Genomic DNA, 16,461 nt, shown 5'->3' with positions numbered 1-16,461 from the left:
GGGCGTGGGTGCGGGTGGGGTGCGGGTCAGACCGGCCGGTACTCCACGCCGGCCTTGCGCCGGGGCGGAGGCGGTGCCTCCTCGGTCGCCTCAGCAGACGGGTCGACGGCCTCCCCGACGGACTCCTCCTCGCTGGAGCCGTCGTCGGGCTCGGCCGCAGGTTCCCCGCCTGACGGTTCGGCGCCGTTGCCAGTAGTCATCGCGGCTGCTCCGTTCTGTCCCAGACCCAGCAGTGAACGCTGCGCGGCGAGCAGGCGGCAATGCGCAGAACTACCCGGGAAATCCCCCACCCCCCTCCCCACCTGCGTCAACACCTCCCGACCCGCCCCCACCGCAGGCCCCCGAGAACCGCCTACCGCCGCCCCGGCACGTCCCGGCACCACCGACCCACGCCTGACCGACGGCACGCGCAACGGCGGCGGGCCGCCAACGTACGGCGGCTGAGCGCGGGTTGGCCGGGCCGGCGCGCAGCCGCTGTGACCGGCCCGGTCATCCGCCGCAGGCGGCGGACCCGCCGAAACCACCCGAGGCAACCCGGGGCGGCGCGCGCCGCAACCTACGGAAAGGCACCACGGGGGCAGCCCACCAACGCCTGGCAGACAAGGGCCGGTTGGCCACCCCGCGCCCGGCCCGCGGCTTCGGGTGCCGCCTCCCGAGGAACCGCCGAAGCGTCGGCGGCTGGACGCGGGGTCGTCAGGGGGCGGGGATGTCGCCGGAGGCCACCGCGGCGATGGCGAGGGCGGTGCGGGAGGGGGCGGCGCGTTTGCGCATGGCGGTCTGGACGTGTTTGTCGACGGTGCGGGGGGAGAGCCCGAGGACGCGGGCGATCTGCGCGCTGGTGCGGCCCTGGGCGAGGAGGCGGACGACGTCGAGTTCGCGGGGGGAGAGCCGGTCGCCGTAGCCGGGGCGGCCGGGGCGGCCGCCGGCGCGGCGGCGGATGCGGTCGGCGTCGCCGGTGGCGCCGAGGGCGGTGAGGTCGGGGAGGAGGGCGCGGAGCGCGGAGCCGTCGGTGTTGCGGCAGTCGGCGGCGGCTTCCCGGGCGAGGAGGGCGTCGTAGGGGCGGGGCAGGGCCTGCCAGGCGGCGGCCGCCTCGTCGAAGAGGGCTGCCGCGGGGGCGGGTTCGCCGCGGTCGCGGGTGAGGAGCGCGGCGGTGAGCAGCCCGGCCGCGGTGGCGGTCGGGGCGCCGAGCCCGCGGGTCCCCGCGCCGAAGGACTCGGCCGCGGCCGCCGCTTCGGCCGCGCGGCCGTCCCGGAGCAGCGCGTCGACCCGCAGCGGCGCGATCTCCGCGGCCCACAGCCACAGCCCCTTGGCCTCGATCAGCCGCCACGCCGCATCGGTCGCGGCCAGCGCGTCCGCGGGCCGGTCGTCGGCCAGCGCCAGCCGGGCGAGCGCGGCGGACGGGTCGCGGAACCCGTCGGCGGGTCCGCGCGGCCGCCCGGTCGCGGCGGCGGCGCGGGTCTGCTCGCGCATGCGGGCGTGGTCGCCGCGGGCGGCGGCGAGCAGACCGCCGATCTGCAACGCGTCGGCGCGCAGCACGGGTTCGTCGGATTCGAGGGCCGCGGCCGCCCACGGTTCCAGCCCCGCCCAGCGCCCGGTGAGCCAGTCCAGATGGGCGAGGGTCCCCGCGACGAGGTCGCGCAGCCGCAGGTGCCGGTGCTCCTCGGCCAGCGCGGCGGCCGCGTCGAGCAGGTGCCGCGCGTCGTCGTAGCGGCCCCACAGCATCGCGGCCTCGCCGATGTTGGCGTATCCCCGGGCGCGCTGGAACACCTCTCCTGGGCTGTCCCCGCCGGCGGGCAGGTCGCGGGCCGCTTCCCAGCCGGCGGGGTCGCCGAGCACCAGCAGGGTGGCGGCGCGCTCCGCGAGGAAGGACAGCCGCTCCTGCGGCGCGCCCGAGCAGGTCGCGAAGAGCCGTCCGGCCCGCTCCAGCCAGGCACGGTGCTGTGCGGCCGGGCGCGGGGTGCCCAGCGGCCGGGCGAGCATCATCATGGCGTGCACGGCGGCGACCGGGCGGTCCTGGACCAGCCCCGGCACGGCCTGCTCCATCGCGGCGGCCGCGGCCTCGCTGTCGCCGACGTGGAACATCAGCCGGGCCAGCTGCCAGGTCGCCGCGGTCCGCTCCTCGCGGGTGAGTTCGCCCTCGGCGGTCGCGCGCAGCACCGCGACCAGTTCGCGCAGCGGGCCGTCGCCGGGCGCGGCGTACAGCGGCATGCGCTGCACCACGGGGGCGACCGCCGCGCCGCGGACGGCGCCGCCGACCAGCAGGTCCAGCAGCAGCCCGAAGGCCGTGCGCGGGTCGCCGGAGGCGATCGCGTCGTCCGCGGCGCGCCGGGCGTGCGCCGCCCACCGCCCGGGGTCGGCCGCCTCCTTGAAGTGCCGTGCCAGCTCGGCCGAGCGCAGCACCGGCTCGCGTTCCAGCGCCAGCCCGGCGCGGTGGTGCAGGCGGCCGCGTTCCAGGGCGCCGAGCGCGTGGTAGACGCTGCGGGCGGCCAGCACGTGGCGGAACCCGACCCGCCCGTCGCGGTCCTCGGCCAGCAGTCCGCCGGAAAGCGCCTCGGCCAGGCCCTGTTCGACGTCCGCCGCGGGCATGGCGGCGACCTCGGCGACGAGGCCCGGGGACCGCTCCCCCTCCAGTACGGCGAGCGCGGCCAGCGCCCCGGCCGCGGCCGGCCGCAACCGGGAGGTCCGCTCCAGTACGGCTTCGCGGATGCCGGGCGGCACGTCGAGTTCGGCGACCTCGCGCCGCAGCCATGTGCCGTCCTCGTGGACGAGGTCGGCGCGGTCGTACAGCAGCCGGACGCACTCCTCGACGGCGAGCGGCAGCCCGTCGGTGCGGGCGTGCAGGAACTCGGCGAACTCCGCGGAGACCGGCTCCCCGCCGAGCATCGAGGAGATGAGGTCGGCGGTGGCCGCGGGGTCGAGCGGCGCGGGTTCCAGCCGGGTGGTGCCCGCCTGCGCGACCATCCGCCGCAGCAGCGACCGCGCGGGGACGTCCTCGGGCCGGTAGGTGAGGACGAGGCGCGGGCCGTGCTCCCAGCGCGAGCGCAGGAACAGCAGCAGTTCGAGGGTGGTCTCGTCGGCCCAGTGCGCGTCCTCCACCACGAACAGCCCGACGCCCAGGGCGTCGACGAGTTCGGCGAGCGCGCGCAGCAGGCGGTGCCGGGCGGCCGAGTCGTCGGCCAGCGGCTCGGGTGCGGGCGGCAGTTGGCCGGCCCACTCCGGGAAGAGCGGGCGCAGCGCCCCGGCCAACCCGGTCAGCGGCAGGCCCGCCACGCTCCCGGCCAGCCGGCGCACCGCGTCCACGACCGGCCCGAGGGTGTACGGCTCCCGGAACGGCGGGCACACCGCGACGAGCGCGGACTCCGGCCGCCGCGCCAGCAGTTCGTGCAGCAGCCGGGTCTTCCCGATGCCGGCCTCGCCGGCGACGGCGACGAGCCCGGACCGCCCGTCCAGGGCCTGCCCGAACAGCGACAGGTCGCGCGCGCGGCCGGCCAGGCGGGGCACGGCGAGGTCGGGCCGCCGCGCCGGGCCGCCACCGGCACTGTTTGCTGCACTCATCTGCGCCTCCGCTCCGGCCGAGAGCACACATTGTGCCAAGCCGCGCTCAAATCCCGGCTTTTCGTGACGCACAGCACCTCGCACGGCACCCCGCACGGCCCCCGCACGGCCCCTGCGCGGAACCCGCCCCGGTATCCCGCCCGACCGGCGCCCTCGACGGCGAAGGCCCCTCCGGGCGGACGAACGCGTCCGCCCGGAGGGGCCGTTGGGTACGGCGGTGGTGGTCCCGGGAGCGGCGCCCCCGGGACCACCGGTTCAGTGCCCCTTTCCGCCCGCCGCCGACGGCCGGTGGTCCTTGGCCGTCAGGGCGAACCCGACCGTGTACGTCCGGGTGACCGAGCCGTTCGCCGACGTCACCGTGATCGTCCGCGTGGTGAGCTTGGACCCGGTCGAACTGAGCACCTGGCTCCCGTCGGTGACCTTCACCCGCTCGCCGGCCTCCGCGGGCACCGCGGTGACGGACGGGATCTTGGCGTTCTTCGGCCAGTCGACGACGTAGGTCGCGGTGTCCTTGTCGAACCCGTCGATCGCGGTGCCGCCGACCTTGATGCCGGTGGCGTCCGCGACGCTCGCCTTGGTGGCGTCCGCGACGTTCGTCACGGTGACCGACCCGTCGGCGTTGACCACGACGTCCGCCGTCATCGCCGCCGCCAGGTTGATCCGCTCCCAGCTCGCCTGGCCGTCCGCGGTGAGGTCCAGCGGGTAGCCGGAGTCCGTCGCGGTCTGCTCCAGGACCTGCGTGCGCTGTTCGGTGGTGAGGTTCGGGAACGCCGTGACCAGCAGCGCCGCCGCGTCGGACGGCACCTGCAGGGTCTGGCCGGCCTTGCCGGTGCGGGAGAACCCGTAGCTGAGCCGCTGCGTGTACAGGTCGACGTCCTGCGCGGTGGTCAGCCCGTCGTAGGTGTCGCCCTCGCAGGCGGCGAGCGTGTCGTACCCCTCCTTCTGGCACTGCGCGAGCAGCACGTTCTCGATCTCGGTGTGGGCCTGCGTCAGCAGGGCCGCGAAGTCGGGGTCCGCCCACCGGTGCGCGACGGTGGCCTGGCCGGTGATGCGGCCGCCCATCACGTCGAGCGGGTAGTGGAACCCGAGCACGATGCGGTTGTTGCCGTACTCCGAGGTCCGCGCCAGGATCGACGGCGCCAGCTCCGGCAGCAGCGTGGCGAGGATGGTGCCCGCCTCGTAGCCGCCGTAGGTGTGGCCGCTGGGGTACGAGCCGCTGGTGGCGAGGCTGCTGTACGAGCCGTCCTGCGACTCGTAGATGTCGCCGCCGTCACCGACGAACCCGAGCCGCACGTACGGGCGCAGGTAGTCGTAGTAGTTCTTCGCCGCGTCGTGGGTGTCGATGTCCTGGGTGACCCGGCCGAACAGGGCGTTGGTCTTCGGCAGGTCGCCGCTGCTCAGGGCGTCGCTGTAGATCTTGCCGAGCCTGGAGCCGAGGCCGTCGGCCATCGTGACGGTGGCGCTGTTGTTCGCGTCGATCTCGGCCCGGTCCACCTGGGCCTGCGTGGCGGCGTTGTTGATGCCGACCGCGATCTTGTCGTTCTCCGCGGTCAGCGTGGTGCCGTTCGCCACGGTGGAGTTGGCGCCGAGGGTGCCGGTGCCCAGGTCCTTGATGCCGCTGAGCAGGTCGTTGAAGTAGTCGCTCCCGTCGTCGGTCTTGGGCCACGCGTCGGACGCGTAGTCGGCGTTCAGGGTGTCGGAGGGGAAGGGCGAGGGCGTGTACGACGACGGGTCGGAGCCGTCGTCGTCCGTGGCCGCGGCGTCCGCGGCCGAGGAGGCAGCCGGCGTCGCGGTGGCGGAGGTGGACGTGGCCGAGGTGGCCGCGCTGTCCGCGGAGGTCCCGGCCAGGGTGACCGCGGTCACCGTCGCCGTGTGGGCCTTGGCCGCCTTCTTGGTGGTCAGCAGCGCCGTCGTCGCCGTGCCGGGCACGTGCGCCGTGGTGCCGTCGTCCAGGGTCACGACGTAGCCGAGGACGGGGAACCCGCCGTCGCCGGCCGGCAGCCAGCTCACGCGGACCTGCTTGCCGTGGGTGACGACGCTCGTGACGGTCGGCTGCTGCGGCTTGGCGGTGCCGGTGACCACCGGCGCCGTGGCGGCGCTCTTGGCCGAGGCGCCGACCGCGTTCACCGCCTGGACCTGCGCCCGGTACGACCGGTCGGCCGTCAGCCAGGTGAAGGTGGTGCTGCGGCTGTCCGCGTCCTTGACGGTGACCTCGTGGCCGTCGTCGAGGCTGATCCGGTACCCGGTGACCGGCGAACCGCCGTCGTCCTCGGGTGCGGACCACACGACGGTCACGCTCGTGCCGGACGCCGTCGCCGACACCGCGCCGGGCACCGCCGGCACCGTCTTCGGCTTGGTGACGAGCGCGGCCTGAGCCTTTTGCAGTGCCGTGTAGCGGGCGGTGAGCGTCGCGTCGGTGGCCTGGCCGTCCGCGACCGCGGTCTTGGCCGCGGTCAGGGCCGTGCTGAACGCCTGCCACGACGCGTCGGTGTAGCGCGCGTCGGTGAGCGCCGACGCGGTCGTGACCAGGGCCTCCAGCTTCAGCCGCGCCAGCGGCACCAGCTGGTCGGCGGCGAGCGTCAACGTACGCGTCTGCGTGTCGACTTCGATCTGGGTCGCGCCGTCGGCGGCTAGCAGGGCCCGGGCGGCGGCCAGTTCACGCTGGTACACGGCGAAGTCGATCGCGTCGTAGCGCGACGCGTCGTCCGCCAGCCCGGCGTACTGGTCGACCGCCTTGCTCAGCGCGGAGGTGTCCGTCGCCGCCGGGGTGTCCGTGTGGCTGAAGGTGACCCGGCCCAGGTTCGCGACGTAGGGGTGCGAGGAGTCCGGGGTCGTGGTCAGCCGCAGGTACACCGCGTGCTTGCCGGTGAGGGACTTCGGCAGCGTGACGCTGGTGGTGCCGCCCGAGGACCACGCGCTTCCGGTGACCGGCAGCGCGATGGTCGCGTACGGCGTGCCCGGGTCGGCGGAGTCGAAGGAGTCGAGGTAGAGCTCGACGGCCGAACCGGTGCCGCAGCGCGCGGAGTTGTTGACGTAGGTGAGGGTGACGGTGTTCTTCTCGGAGGTACCGAAGTCGATGTCCCCGTACGCGAGCCAGGCGCCGTCGTAGGTGCCGCCGAGGTCGGTGGCCGAACCCGCGTCGCTCCAGCCGGCCGCCTCGCTCTTGAGGGTGCCGCCGCTGCTGGTGGTGAACGCGGTCGCGTCGAAGCCCACCGGGGTGTCGGCGCTGCGGGTCAGGGTCAGCCCGTAGACGTTGGCGACGTACGGCTGGTCGGAGGTCTGGGTGCTGGAGACGAAGTCCGCGTACACGTCCTGGACGCCGGTGAAGACGCTCGGGTCGAGCTGCACGGACGTGGTGGCCACGGTGCCCCAGCCCGAACCGGTGTAGGCCAGCGGGATGTCGACCTTCTTCTCGCCGTCCTTCGCGGCGAGGTGCAGTTCGATGTGGGAGTCCGACGCGGCCCGCGACTGGGGCTTGTCGTAGCTGACGGTCACGGTGTCGGCGCCGTCGCCGAGGTCCGTGCCCTTCCACTCCGCCCACGCGCCGTTCGACACGTTCTCGAAGATGCCGTCCGACAGCTTCAGCGCGAGCGAGCCGTCACCGGTGGCGGTGGCGGTCGGCGCGGTCAGCGAGGCGACCGTGGTGGTGGGCGAGGAGGTGACCGGGTTCGGCGAGAACTGGTACCAGTCGAAGTTCGACACCCAGTCCTGGCCGGCCGGGGCGTGGAAGACGAACGTCGCCTTCGCCGCGCTGAGCAGCACGTCGGGGGCGGTGATCGTGGCCTGGACGGTGGAGTAGTACTGCCAGCCGCCGGTGCCCGGCAGCGAGACGGTGCCGACGACCGGCCCGTCGGCGTCGCCGGCGTGGATGTCGACGCTGCTCGGCGCGGCATCGGTGGCCTGCGAGTTGGCGTACCGGACCGAGATGCTCTGCGGCGCGACGCCGCCGAAGTCCAGCTTGCCGTACTGCTCCCAGGCGCCGTCGGTGACACCGCCGAGGTCGCCGTCGGAGTAGTACGCCTCGGCCTTGAGGCTGGGGCCGTCCTTGCTGTCGGGGCTCTCGGCCTGGAGGACGGCGTAGCCGCCCTCGTCGATGGTGAGCGAGGAGGCCGCGGAGTTCAGGGCGTCCTGCGCGGCCATCAGCGTGCCGGTGCCCGAGGAGGTGTCCGCCAGCACCGAGCGGGCGTGCTCCAGCGCGGTCTGGAACTGGTTCCAGGCGCCCTCCGCGTAGTTGCCGGTGCGGACCAGGGACGCCTGGTCGATGAGCGCGGCGAGCGAGGTGCGGTACACCGCGGCGGCGGAGATGATCAGCGGGTCGGTCGGGGAGACCCCGGTGCCGGTGACCGTCGAGGCCGAGGTGCCGTGGGCGAAGGCCGCGTCGGCGAAGGAGATGCTGTAGCGGGCGTCGACGGTCGCGGTGCCGCTCAGCGTCACCGTCGCCGTCCGGTTGCCGCTGACGGTCAGGTCGGCGGTGACGCCCTTGGGCAGCCCGGTGACGGTCGCCGCGCCGGACTTCGTCAGGCTGGTCCCCTTGCGGGCGGCGAAGACCGCCGGCCCGGACAGGGTCAACTGCACGCTGCCCTTGACGCTGCCGTCCGCGGCGGTGGCCACGGTCGCCGGCTTCGCCGAGACGGTGGTGCCGCCCAGATGGGTGCCGGTGCTGCCGGTGTCGGTGTCCAGCGAGTACGCGGGCTTGGTGTCGGTGCCCCACTTGGACGGCTTGGCGCCCATCGTGAAGTCCAGCGTGCCGCCCGCGATGATCTGCGAGTAGTCCAGCCACGTGTTGTCGAACTTCGCGCCGTTGAGCTTGGCGGACTGCACGTAGTAGTTGCTCGACGAGACGCCGTCGGCCTTCACGGTGAACTTGCTGCCATTGGCGTAGGTGATCGTGGTGGAGTCGAAGAACGGGCTGCCGATCTGGAACTGGCTGGAGCCCGCGGTCACCGGGAACAGGCCGAGCGCGGCGGCCACGAACATCGTCGACATGGTGCCGGCGTCGTTGTCCATGGTCGGCAGGAAGCCGTTCGGGGACAGCTTGTACACCTGCGTGTCGATCGGCGGGGTGAACTCACCGCCCGCGCTGGGCGCTTCGTTGGTGGAGCCCGTCGCGATGTACCGGTTCCAGGTGGTGCCGGTGTAGATCGCGCGCACCCACTTCTGCGTCAGGCTCGGCTCGCCGACGTAGTTGAACAGGTACGGGGCCTGGAGGTCGATCTCGTTGGCGTTGGAGTGCAGCATCGTGGAGCCGTCGTCGGCGCTGGAGTCCTCGCCGAACATGTGCTCCACGGCGGCCTTGCCGGCCTTGCTGCCGCCCATCGCCTTGATCAGGCCGCCCATGTCGTAGGCGTCGTACCAGTTGTACTGCCACAGCGTGCCCTGGTAGAGCCCGGCGTCCTCGAACTTCTCGTAGTCCGTGCTCTGCCAGTCGCCGCCGGTGGCACGCGGGGTGAGCAGGCCCACCTTCGTGCCGTCGGAGGCGGTCCAGGCGTCGGACTTCATGAGGTTGTCGATCGCCATCGTGGACTGGGTCCGCAGCTTCTTCGCGTCCGCGTCCTTGCCGAGCGCGGTGGCGATGATGGACAGCGCCCACTGGTCGTAGCCGCGCTGCACAGTGCTGCCGGGGTCACTGCTGATGTACCCCTGGCGCAGCTGCGCGCCGGTGTAGTAGCCGGCGAGCGACTCCAGCGCGGGGTACGCCTCGTCGAGCCGGTCGAAGTTCTTGTAGCCCTTCGACAGCGCGTCGGCGATCACCACCTCCGAGCGCTCCCAGCGCACCGACGGCACCGACTGGGTGAGGCTGCTCAGGCTCTTGCCGGAGGTGTGCGCGTCGGCGAACAGCTCGATCAGCGACTGCACCATGTCCCGGTAGGTGGCCGGGTCGACGTACGCCTCCACGGAGTACTTGCGGAAGTCGTCCCAGGTGGACCAGCCGTCGTAGTACGTGAAGCCGTTCGTCTTGTGCACCGCGCCGTCCACGCCGCGGTAGGTGCCGCTGGTGCTGGTGGCGTTCACCGGCAGCCCGTACATCCGGTACAGGTGCGTGTAGAACTCCTTCGTCAGCGTCGACTTGGGGTCCGACGCCGCCGAGGCGTGCACGTCGACCGCGCCGAGGGTGCTGTTCCAGTCCGCCTTGGTCTGCGCGCGGGCCTGGTCGAAGGTGAGGCCGCCGACCTCGTTCTGCTGGTCGGTGACGGCCTGGTCGGTGCTGATCGGCGAGAGCGTGATGCGCAGTTCGACGTCGCTGCCCGCGGACGGGTCGAAGCCGAGCACGGCGCCGGTGTCGGTGCCGTCCTGCGTCGTCGCGTCGCCCAGCGTGCCGTCGCCGCCCCAGCTCTTCAGCGAGGTGACGGGCACGTTCGTGGTGGCCGCGTAGTACATCTGGTAGGCGGCGCCGTTGAAGGAGCCGGCGATCAGCCCGGTGATGCGGGTGGTGCCGTCGGCGAGGGTGGTCGCCTTCATCGTCGCGCGGGTGCGGCTGGTGTAGTTGTTCGCCAGGTCCAGGACGAGTTCGGGCTTCGACCCGGCCGGGAAGCTGTAGCGCTCCAGCGCGGTGCGCGTCGTCGCGGTCATCTCCGCGTCGATCGTCCCGCTGTCCTGCGTCACCGAGGAGTCGGTGCCCGACACCGAGCCCAGCCCGACCTGGTAGTAGCCGGGCGTCGCGGTCTCGTCGTCGTGGCTGAACGGGTGCGCGTACGTGCTGGTCGCCGGGCGCTTGCTGTACTGCACGGACGTGGGGACGACCAGCAGGTCGCCGCCGCCGCCCGAGCCGCCGACGCCGTCGAGGTCCGTCGCGGTGAACCCGGCGATGTGGCTCTGGTTGTAGTCGTAGCCGGAGTGGTTGCGGTCCGGCGTGGTCATCGGGTTGACCTTGGCGAGGCTGTGCGGCGCCTCCGCGCCCGGCAGGTCGTTGCCGTCGTCGCCGGCGGTCGACACGAACGGGTCGACGAGCTTGGTGTAGTCCGTGCCGGACGAGCCCGTCGACGTGGTGGAGGCCGCGGGGGACGCCGCGGCGGTGCCGGCGCCCGCGAGGGCGGCGACGCCGAGCGTGCCGGCGACCAGCGCGGCGAGGGCCGCGCGTATCGGCCGTCTGCCGCGGCGGTCGCTTCTCGCGAACGCCACCGCGGGCAAGGGTGGTTGGGATCTGGCGTGCATGTCGCCTCTCCGGAGTGCGGCCCGTCCGCATGCCCCGGCGACGGCGGGGACAGCAGACATCGTTGTCAGCCACCAATTCCGGGGCGTGCGGAACGAGACGGATAGGGACGTGCGGGAGCGCCCCGCACGGTTGTGGACGTGTGTCATCACACACCCGGCAGGAGTACAGCGTCTAAACGGAATCCGCACAAGCGGTTTCGCACAACGCTGTGACCTCATCTTTTGTTGTCGGGGCGGTGAGGGGGTGGGCCCGGTGGGTTTGCTGGGCCGGGTGCGGTGGACGGTGCGCGGGGGTGCCGTCCCCGGGCACGGGGCGGGGGTGCGGTCCCCGGGGGGCGGGGAGGGGGCGGGCCGTCCTCGTCAGGGAAGGGCCCGCACCATGTCGGTCAGGACCGGCGAGTCGGGCGATGGCCGGCTCACCCCGAGGTCCTGGTACCCCCAGGAGACGTACAGGTCATGGACCTTGCCGTCCCCCGCCTCGGGGTTGACCATCAAGGTCGCCTGCGGCTCACCGCGTGCGGTCAGGAGGCTGTCGTGAATCGCCTTGGACACCCCGGTCTTTCGCCAGGGGACGCGTACGCCCAGTTCCTTGAGGGCCAGCGTCGCAACGGAGGTGACCGGCTCGGCGAGGGGCGAGGTGATCCTCTTCCAGTACCGGTCGTCCTGCTCGACGGTGTTGGCGTACGCGTATCCGACGGCTTCGTCCCCGTCGTATCCGATGACGGCCTCCCAGCCCGGCTCGTGCGCGTGGCGGGCAAGGCGTTCGGCGTAGCGCTCCACCGAGTAGTGCGGGTCGTGCAACCGGTCCGCCCGCACGTCGGCGTAGAGCTCGATCAATGTGTCCCAGGCCGGTTCGATGTCGTGGAAGTGGCGCAGTTCAAAAGTCCTTGCCGTCACGAGGTGTCCCTTCGCGTCGAGGTGCGGTCGTTCCAGTCCTTCGCCGCCCGGCTGTGCGGTGCCTGGACGACCCCTCGCTCCGCAGAGCCACTCCGCCTCCGCGGCTCGCAGCGCTACGCGGCTGAAATCGGTCGTTCGCATTAGAGATGCAACTCCTTCCTCTGCCAACCCCCAAGGAGAACCGGACGAGTGATCGTTTTCGCCCGTTGCCACACGCCAAGTGTCATCCTGGAAGCCGGGCGACGAGGTGGGGAGTTGGCGGGATGCGGTGGCAGGTGCACGGTGAGCGGCAGATCTACGACAATCCGTGGGTCAACCTGTGGTTGGTCGATGTGCAGCAGCCTGATGGGCGTCGGTGGGAACACCATGTGGTGCGGATGCGGCACCTGGCGGTTGCCGCGGTGGTGGATGAGCAGCAGCGGGTGTTGATGATGTGGCGGCACCGGTTCATCACGGACACGTGGGCGTGGGAGCTGCCGATGGGGTTGATCGAGGCGGACGAGTCGCCGGAAGAGGCGGCGGCGCGTGAGGTGTTGGAGGAGACCGGCTGGCGGGTGGAGTCGATGAAGCCGCTGGTGTACGCGCAGCCGGCGAACGGCATCACGGACTCCGAGCACTACGTGTTCCGGGCGGACGGGGCTACGTACGCGGGGCCGCCTACGGAGCAGAACGAGTCCGACCGGATCGAGTGGATTCCGTTGAAGGACATCCGGGGGATGATCGACCGCCGGGAGATCGTGAGCAGCGGCAGCCTGGTCGGGCTTCTGCACCTGCTGCTGGACAGCACCCGCGTCTGATCGTCACGCGAGGGCTGAGCGCATGCGCTCCTCGAAGCCGAGCACGGCCGGCTCGCGTGCGAACGGTGCGAGCCGGGTGTGGAATTCGCGCAGGTGCCCGGCCACGCGGGGTGAGTCGAGGGTCGCGGTCAGGTCGAGTGCGGCCGTGGCGGAAACGACTGCGGCGTCGAGCTTGCCCTGCTGGAGCTGGACGTCGGCGAGCCAGACGGTGTGGAACGCCCGTCCGCGCTGCTGGTCGACGCGTTCGCGCCGCAGTCCCTCGGTGATCAGGGACTCCGCGCGGCTCGCCTCGCCGAGTTGGCCGAGTGCGATGCCGGTGTCGACGATGAGCTTGGTCTCGTCGAAGTAGCGCACCCAGGCTGGTGCTTCGGTGGGCGGTTCCGCTGCGGCGAAGGCGTCGTTGGCGCGGCGGAGGGCGTCGTGGCAGGCGGCGGCGTCGCGGAGCGCGGCGTGGGCGAACGCTTCGCGCATGGCGAGCATGGAGACGACGAGTCGCGACGTGGTCCCTCGCCGTGCGACGTCCTGTGCGGCCGAGGCCAGCGCGACTGCCTCGGTCTCCCTGTTCTCGTAGGTCGCTTGCAGGCTCAGGCACGACAGGACGTTCGCGGTGAAGGAGGCGTCGCCCGTCTCGCGCGCGAGGTCGAGCGCCTGGCGGAAGTAGGTGCGGGCGGTGCTGTACTGCCGCGCGTCGAAGTACGCCCAGCCGGCCATACGGGCCAGTTCCGCGGCGAGGGCACGGAGGTCGTCAGCCAAGGGCCCGGCGGGCACATGCGCCAACCGGCTGGTCACGTAACGCAGGTGACCGACGACCGCGGGGCGGAGGGACGCGCCGCCGTGCTGGTCGTCCCTGCGCCAGTAGTCCTCGATCGACGACTGCATGGCCACGAGCGAGGAGCGCGTGACAGGTCCTTCGACGGCGGTGAGGAGGTCGTCCAGGTCCGCACGGTCCGGGGCGCGTCTGGCCGCCGGCGTGGAAACGGGCGGGGCGGGGTCGGCTTCGCGGACGGGTGCGGCGGTGCTGTGGGGCAGTTCCCAGGGGCGGTGGGCGAGGCCCAACATCGCTCCGGGGATGCGGAGTCCGTCGGCGACCCGTTCGATGACGTCGATGTGGGCGAGGCGGCGCTGCCCGGACATGATCTCGCCTACCCGGCTCGGAGTCATCCCGCACAACGAGGCGATGCGGGACGGGTAGATGCCGGCGCGGGCCTTCGCGAGCCGGAAGATCAGGCCGAAGTCGCGTTCCCTACATGCCTTTTGCATCTGCGGGTCCGCCAAGGCGGTGGCGGGAAAGCCTGGTTGCTTCTCGGGCACGGCTGTCACCCCCTCTCCCGATTGCTTCACGACATTACCCACGTTGGGTAATCACCGTGGCCTGATTGCGTGATCGCTGCTCGGCAACCATCGACGCAGCGCCGCGCTCCTGCGTGACGGGGGCGTCACGGTGCCACGGTCACGCGTTCCGAAGGAGCACGTCATGCCCGCTCAGTTCCGCCACCCCGGCTTTCGGCCGAAGCTGCACGTGCAGATCCGGCCACCGTCCACCGAGCGGTACCGCGTGGGCTTCCGTTGTGCGCCGTCGGCGATTCGCGGTGTCCGGGCCGACGCTTCGCGGAAGTTCGCGGAGTGGGCGTTGGCCGAGGGCACGGTGGACGACGCCTTGACCGTCGTCTCGGAGTTGGCGACGAACGCGGTGCGGCACGCGGGTGCATGCCTCGTCCCGGGGGTGAGGGCGGCTGGCGAGCCTCCGCTCCTCCTTGATCTGCGGGTCGCGGCCGGCGTTCTGTACGTCGCGGTTCATGACGGCAGTGACCAGGCCCCGGTCGTGCACCCCGCATCCGAAGATGCCGAGGCGGGCCGTGGATTGCGGCTGGTTGCCGGGCTGTCCGACGGAGCGTGGGGCTTCTACCCCCGCGTGGATGGTCCGGGGAAGGTCGTCTGGGCCGCTCTGCGTCTCGAAGCCGGGTCGCCCACGACCGGTCACGTCCCTGGGCGGGCCGGCGCCAAGTGGCGGAGGAGGTGGGGTACCGACTTCCGTGGGCGCGTTCGCGCGGTGCATTGGCTCGGGCTGAACGGCAGGTACCGCGCGGCTCTGGAGAACCTGCGACGGCGCTCAGGGGGCCGATCCGCCGCTGCGCACGACACGCACCCGCGGTAGCCACCCCCTTTTTTGCTCCGCTCCAGCAGCATGCCCGCAGGCGTCACCCACTGTCGCCGTACGCACTCCCGTCCCCGTGCGGGCGGCAGCGGGCACCTCTTGCTGCTGGAGCGGTCCTTCCCCGCTTCGGCCACGCCGAGTCAAGCAGGCATCCACGCCCCGCCTGCCCCCGGGGCGTGACGGACTCACGGCACCTGCCCGTGGCCGGAGCGGGCCCCACCCAAACCCCGTACCCAGCGATCCGACGAAGGAGTTGATCCGGATGCCCAGCCGTCACCCCCGCGGCTTCACCTGCGGCCAGCGGACCTTCGTGCCACCCGGCCTCGTCACCGCGGCCCTGGGCATGGCCAACAGCGTGCCTCCGGCCTGGGACGGGCTGGTGCACGTGGCTGACGACGTCGGCACACTGCTGACCTGCACGCTCCAGTCCCACCGCGGTCGGGTCCACCACGGAGTGGTGCTGAACCTGCGGGGTCCGAACGCCGGCACCGTCTGGGCGGCCTGGCGCGACGGCGCCGAGCCTTGCCTCGCCGTGCTGCTTCCCGATTGCCCCGCCACGACCGCCGACGGTGACGAGGGGTGCAGCGAGTTCGCCGGGCACCCCGGCACGCACAGCTGGGAGTTGGCCGACCCGGTCCTGCCGCCCGCTCTCCTCATGACCTTCGGTCCGCTCCTCACCCAGCAGGCGCGGCCACCCGACGGCCGTGTGCTCGACGCCGCCTCCCGTTTCCACCGACCGACCAAGAACAGGAAGAACCCCGCACGATGAACCCCGCGGCCCCCTTGCCTTCCGCCTTACCTGCCACCGAGTCCGATGGCGCAGCCCGCTCGGTGCGGCAGTGGGTGATCACCACGACCACCGGTGAGCGCACCACCGGCTACCTGCCGCCCTGGGCGGCCGAGGACCCCAGCGAACAAGACCTGCTTCCGGACGAGATGGCCGCGCGCCTCGCCGGCCTCGGCCACGTCGCCGAGTTCCCCGGGCCGGCGGGGTTGGAGATCCTGCGCGCCGGCATCACCTTCACGCCGCACGCTGCCGCGCCCGAGCCGGCCATCCCCGTCGCCACGGTGTGGGTCGCCGACGCCTACCAGATCGCCGACCTCGACCCGACGGGACCGGCCGAGATCGTCCAGAGCCTGCGCTCCGTCGCCGACCGACTCGACCACGTCGCCATCCCCCACCTCAACGACATCCGCGCCGCTTGGACCACCCACCACACCTATCGGACGGGGGCCCGCCCGTGAGCACCGACACCACACCCGCCGCCGCGGACCCCCAGAGCACCAGCACCAACCAACTCGCTCGCATCGCTGTGTCGTTCGCGGCCGGTCAGGTCAGCGCCCGCGCCCTGTACGCCCACCACCTCGCGTTCCTCCGCGAAAAGGCCGGCCTCTCCCTCCAAGGACTGGCCGACCAGTGCCACTACGAACAGTCCTACCTCCACCGCCTGGAAACCGGCGGCCGCCTCGGCACCCTCACCGTCGCCCAAGCCCTCGACCGCTACTACGCAACCGGCACCCTCCTCGCCGCCCTCTGGCGCCTAGCCAAACGCGAAGCCAAACACGCCGCAAACGGACTCACCGCCCTGGAAGCCGCCGCGACGAGCCTCCAGGAATACGCCCTCACCACCATCCCAGCTCTGCTCCAGACGCCCGCCTACGCCGAAGAGCAGTTCGTCACCACCAGCCCGCAGCCGGCGGAAGCCCTGACCGCACAGATCGACGCACTCCTCCAACGCCAAGCCCGCCTCACCGAGCCCACACCCCACCCCCTCCGCTACCGCGCCGTCCTCGACGAGTTGGTCCTCCACCGCGCCGCCCGCAACCCCGCCACCTGGGACGGCCAACTCGACCACCTCATCACCACCGCCCAGACCCCCAACGTCACCCTCCAACTCCTCCCCC

Annotated in this window: 10 protein-coding genes; 5 read left to right on the top strand and 5 right to left on the bottom strand. The window is 72.4% G+C overall.

The features are described 5' to 3' along the window. Positions 1-26: 26 nt before the first annotated feature. The 4 genes from WA788_RS32720 to WA788_RS32705 all read right to left on the bottom strand — a co-directional run bounded on the left by WA788_RS32720 (position 27) and on the right by WA788_RS32705 (position 11,604). Positions 27-200, bottom strand: coding sequence for a hypothetical protein (locus tag WA788_RS32720; RefSeq protein WP_335983764.1), 174 nt, complete (start codon positions 198-200; stop codon positions 27-29). A 493-nt stretch (positions 201-693) separates the two neighbouring features. Beyond that, entirely contained in the window at positions 694-3,555 is a 2,862-nt protein-coding gene (locus WA788_RS32715; RefSeq protein ID WP_335983761.1) for an ATP-binding protein, read from the bottom strand. A gap of 255 nt (positions 3,556-3,810) precedes the next feature. After that, a complete protein-coding gene (locus WA788_RS32710) occupies positions 3,811-10,707 on the bottom strand; it encodes a glycoside hydrolase domain-containing protein (protein WP_443034133.1) in 6,897 nt (2,298 codons plus the stop codon). A gap of 360 nt (positions 10,708-11,067) precedes the next feature. Then, on the bottom strand, positions 11,068-11,604 hold the full coding sequence (locus WA788_RS32705; protein ID WP_335983756.1) for a GNAT family N-acetyltransferase: 537 nt from the start codon (positions 11,602-11,604) through the stop codon (positions 11,068-11,070). 263 nt (positions 11,605-11,867) lie between these two features. On the opposite strand from WA788_RS32705, the gene WA788_RS32700 reads away from it, so the two are divergent. After that, positions 11,868-12,401 (top strand): NUDIX hydrolase, encoded by a 534-nt coding sequence (locus WA788_RS32700; protein WP_335983754.1) that lies wholly within the window; start codon positions 11,868-11,870, stop codon positions 12,399-12,401. A gap of 3 nt (positions 12,402-12,404) precedes the next feature. Here WA788_RS32700 and WA788_RS32695 read toward each other — a convergent pair whose 3' ends face one another. Continuing rightward, positions 12,405-13,661, bottom strand: a complete 1,257-nt coding sequence (locus tag WA788_RS32695) for a helix-turn-helix domain-containing protein (RefSeq protein WP_335983828.1) — start codon at positions 13,659-13,661, stop codon at positions 12,405-12,407. Between the two features lie 214 nt (positions 13,662-13,875). Between WA788_RS32695 and WA788_RS32690 the strand changes: the two genes are divergently transcribed. The 4 genes from WA788_RS32690 to WA788_RS32675 form a co-directional block, all read left to right on the top strand. Continuing rightward, positions 13,876-14,556, top strand: a complete 681-nt coding sequence (locus WA788_RS32690) for an ATP-binding protein (RefSeq protein WP_335983752.1) — start codon at positions 13,876-13,878, stop codon at positions 14,554-14,556. Positions 14,557-14,818: 262 nt separating this feature from the next. Beyond that, positions 14,819-15,325 (top strand): hypothetical protein, encoded by a 507-nt coding sequence (locus WA788_RS32685; protein WP_335983751.1) that lies wholly within the window; start codon positions 14,819-14,821, stop codon positions 15,323-15,325. 74 nt (positions 15,326-15,399) lie between these two features. Continuing rightward, positions 15,400-15,801: a DUF6907 domain-containing protein gene (locus tag WA788_RS32680; RefSeq protein WP_335983749.1), complete on the top strand. Its 402-nt coding sequence runs from the start codon at positions 15,400-15,402 to the stop codon at positions 15,799-15,801. Beyond that, on the top strand, positions 15,798-16,461 hold a 664-nt coding region (locus tag WA788_RS32675; protein WP_335983747.1), incomplete at its 3' end, for a helix-turn-helix domain-containing protein. The genes WA788_RS32680 and WA788_RS32675, both read left to right, overlap by 4 nt.

This window comes from Streptomyces sp. CA2R106 (assembly GCF_037034245.1).
GTDB lineage: Bacteria > Actinomycetota > Actinomycetes > Streptomycetales > Streptomycetaceae > Actinacidiphila.
Note: the sequence above shows the minus strand (reverse complement) of the source record. Positions and strands in the feature narration are given on the sequence as shown.

What these genes read in the sequence shown, in the direction of transcription:
- WA788_RS32685 (WP_335983751.1), top strand. Translation starts at nt 14,819, where the DNA reads ATGCCCAGCCGTCACCCCCGCGGCTTCACCTGCGGCCAGCGGACCTTC.
- WA788_RS32710 (WP_443034133.1), bottom strand. Translation starts at nt 10,707, where the DNA reads ATGCACGCCAGATCCCAACCACCCTTGCCCGCGGTGGCGTTCGCGAGA.
- WA788_RS32715 (WP_335983761.1), bottom strand. Translation starts at nt 3,555, where the DNA reads ATGAGTGCAGCAAACAGTGCCGGTGGCGGCCCGGCGCGGCGGCCCGAC.
- WA788_RS32695 (WP_335983828.1), bottom strand. Translation starts at nt 13,661, where the DNA reads ATGCAAAAGGCATGTAGGGAACGCGACTTCGGCCTGATCTTCCGGCTC.
- WA788_RS32700 (WP_335983754.1), top strand. Translation starts at nt 11,868, where the DNA reads ATGCGGTGGCAGGTGCACGGTGAGCGGCAGATCTACGACAATCCGTGG.
- WA788_RS32690 (WP_335983752.1), top strand. Translation starts at nt 13,876, where the DNA reads ATGCCCGCTCAGTTCCGCCACCCCGGCTTTCGGCCGAAGCTGCACGTG.
- WA788_RS32720 (WP_335983764.1), bottom strand. Translation starts at nt 200, where the DNA reads ATGACTACTGGCAACGGCGCCGAACCGTCAGGCGGGGAACCTGCGGCC.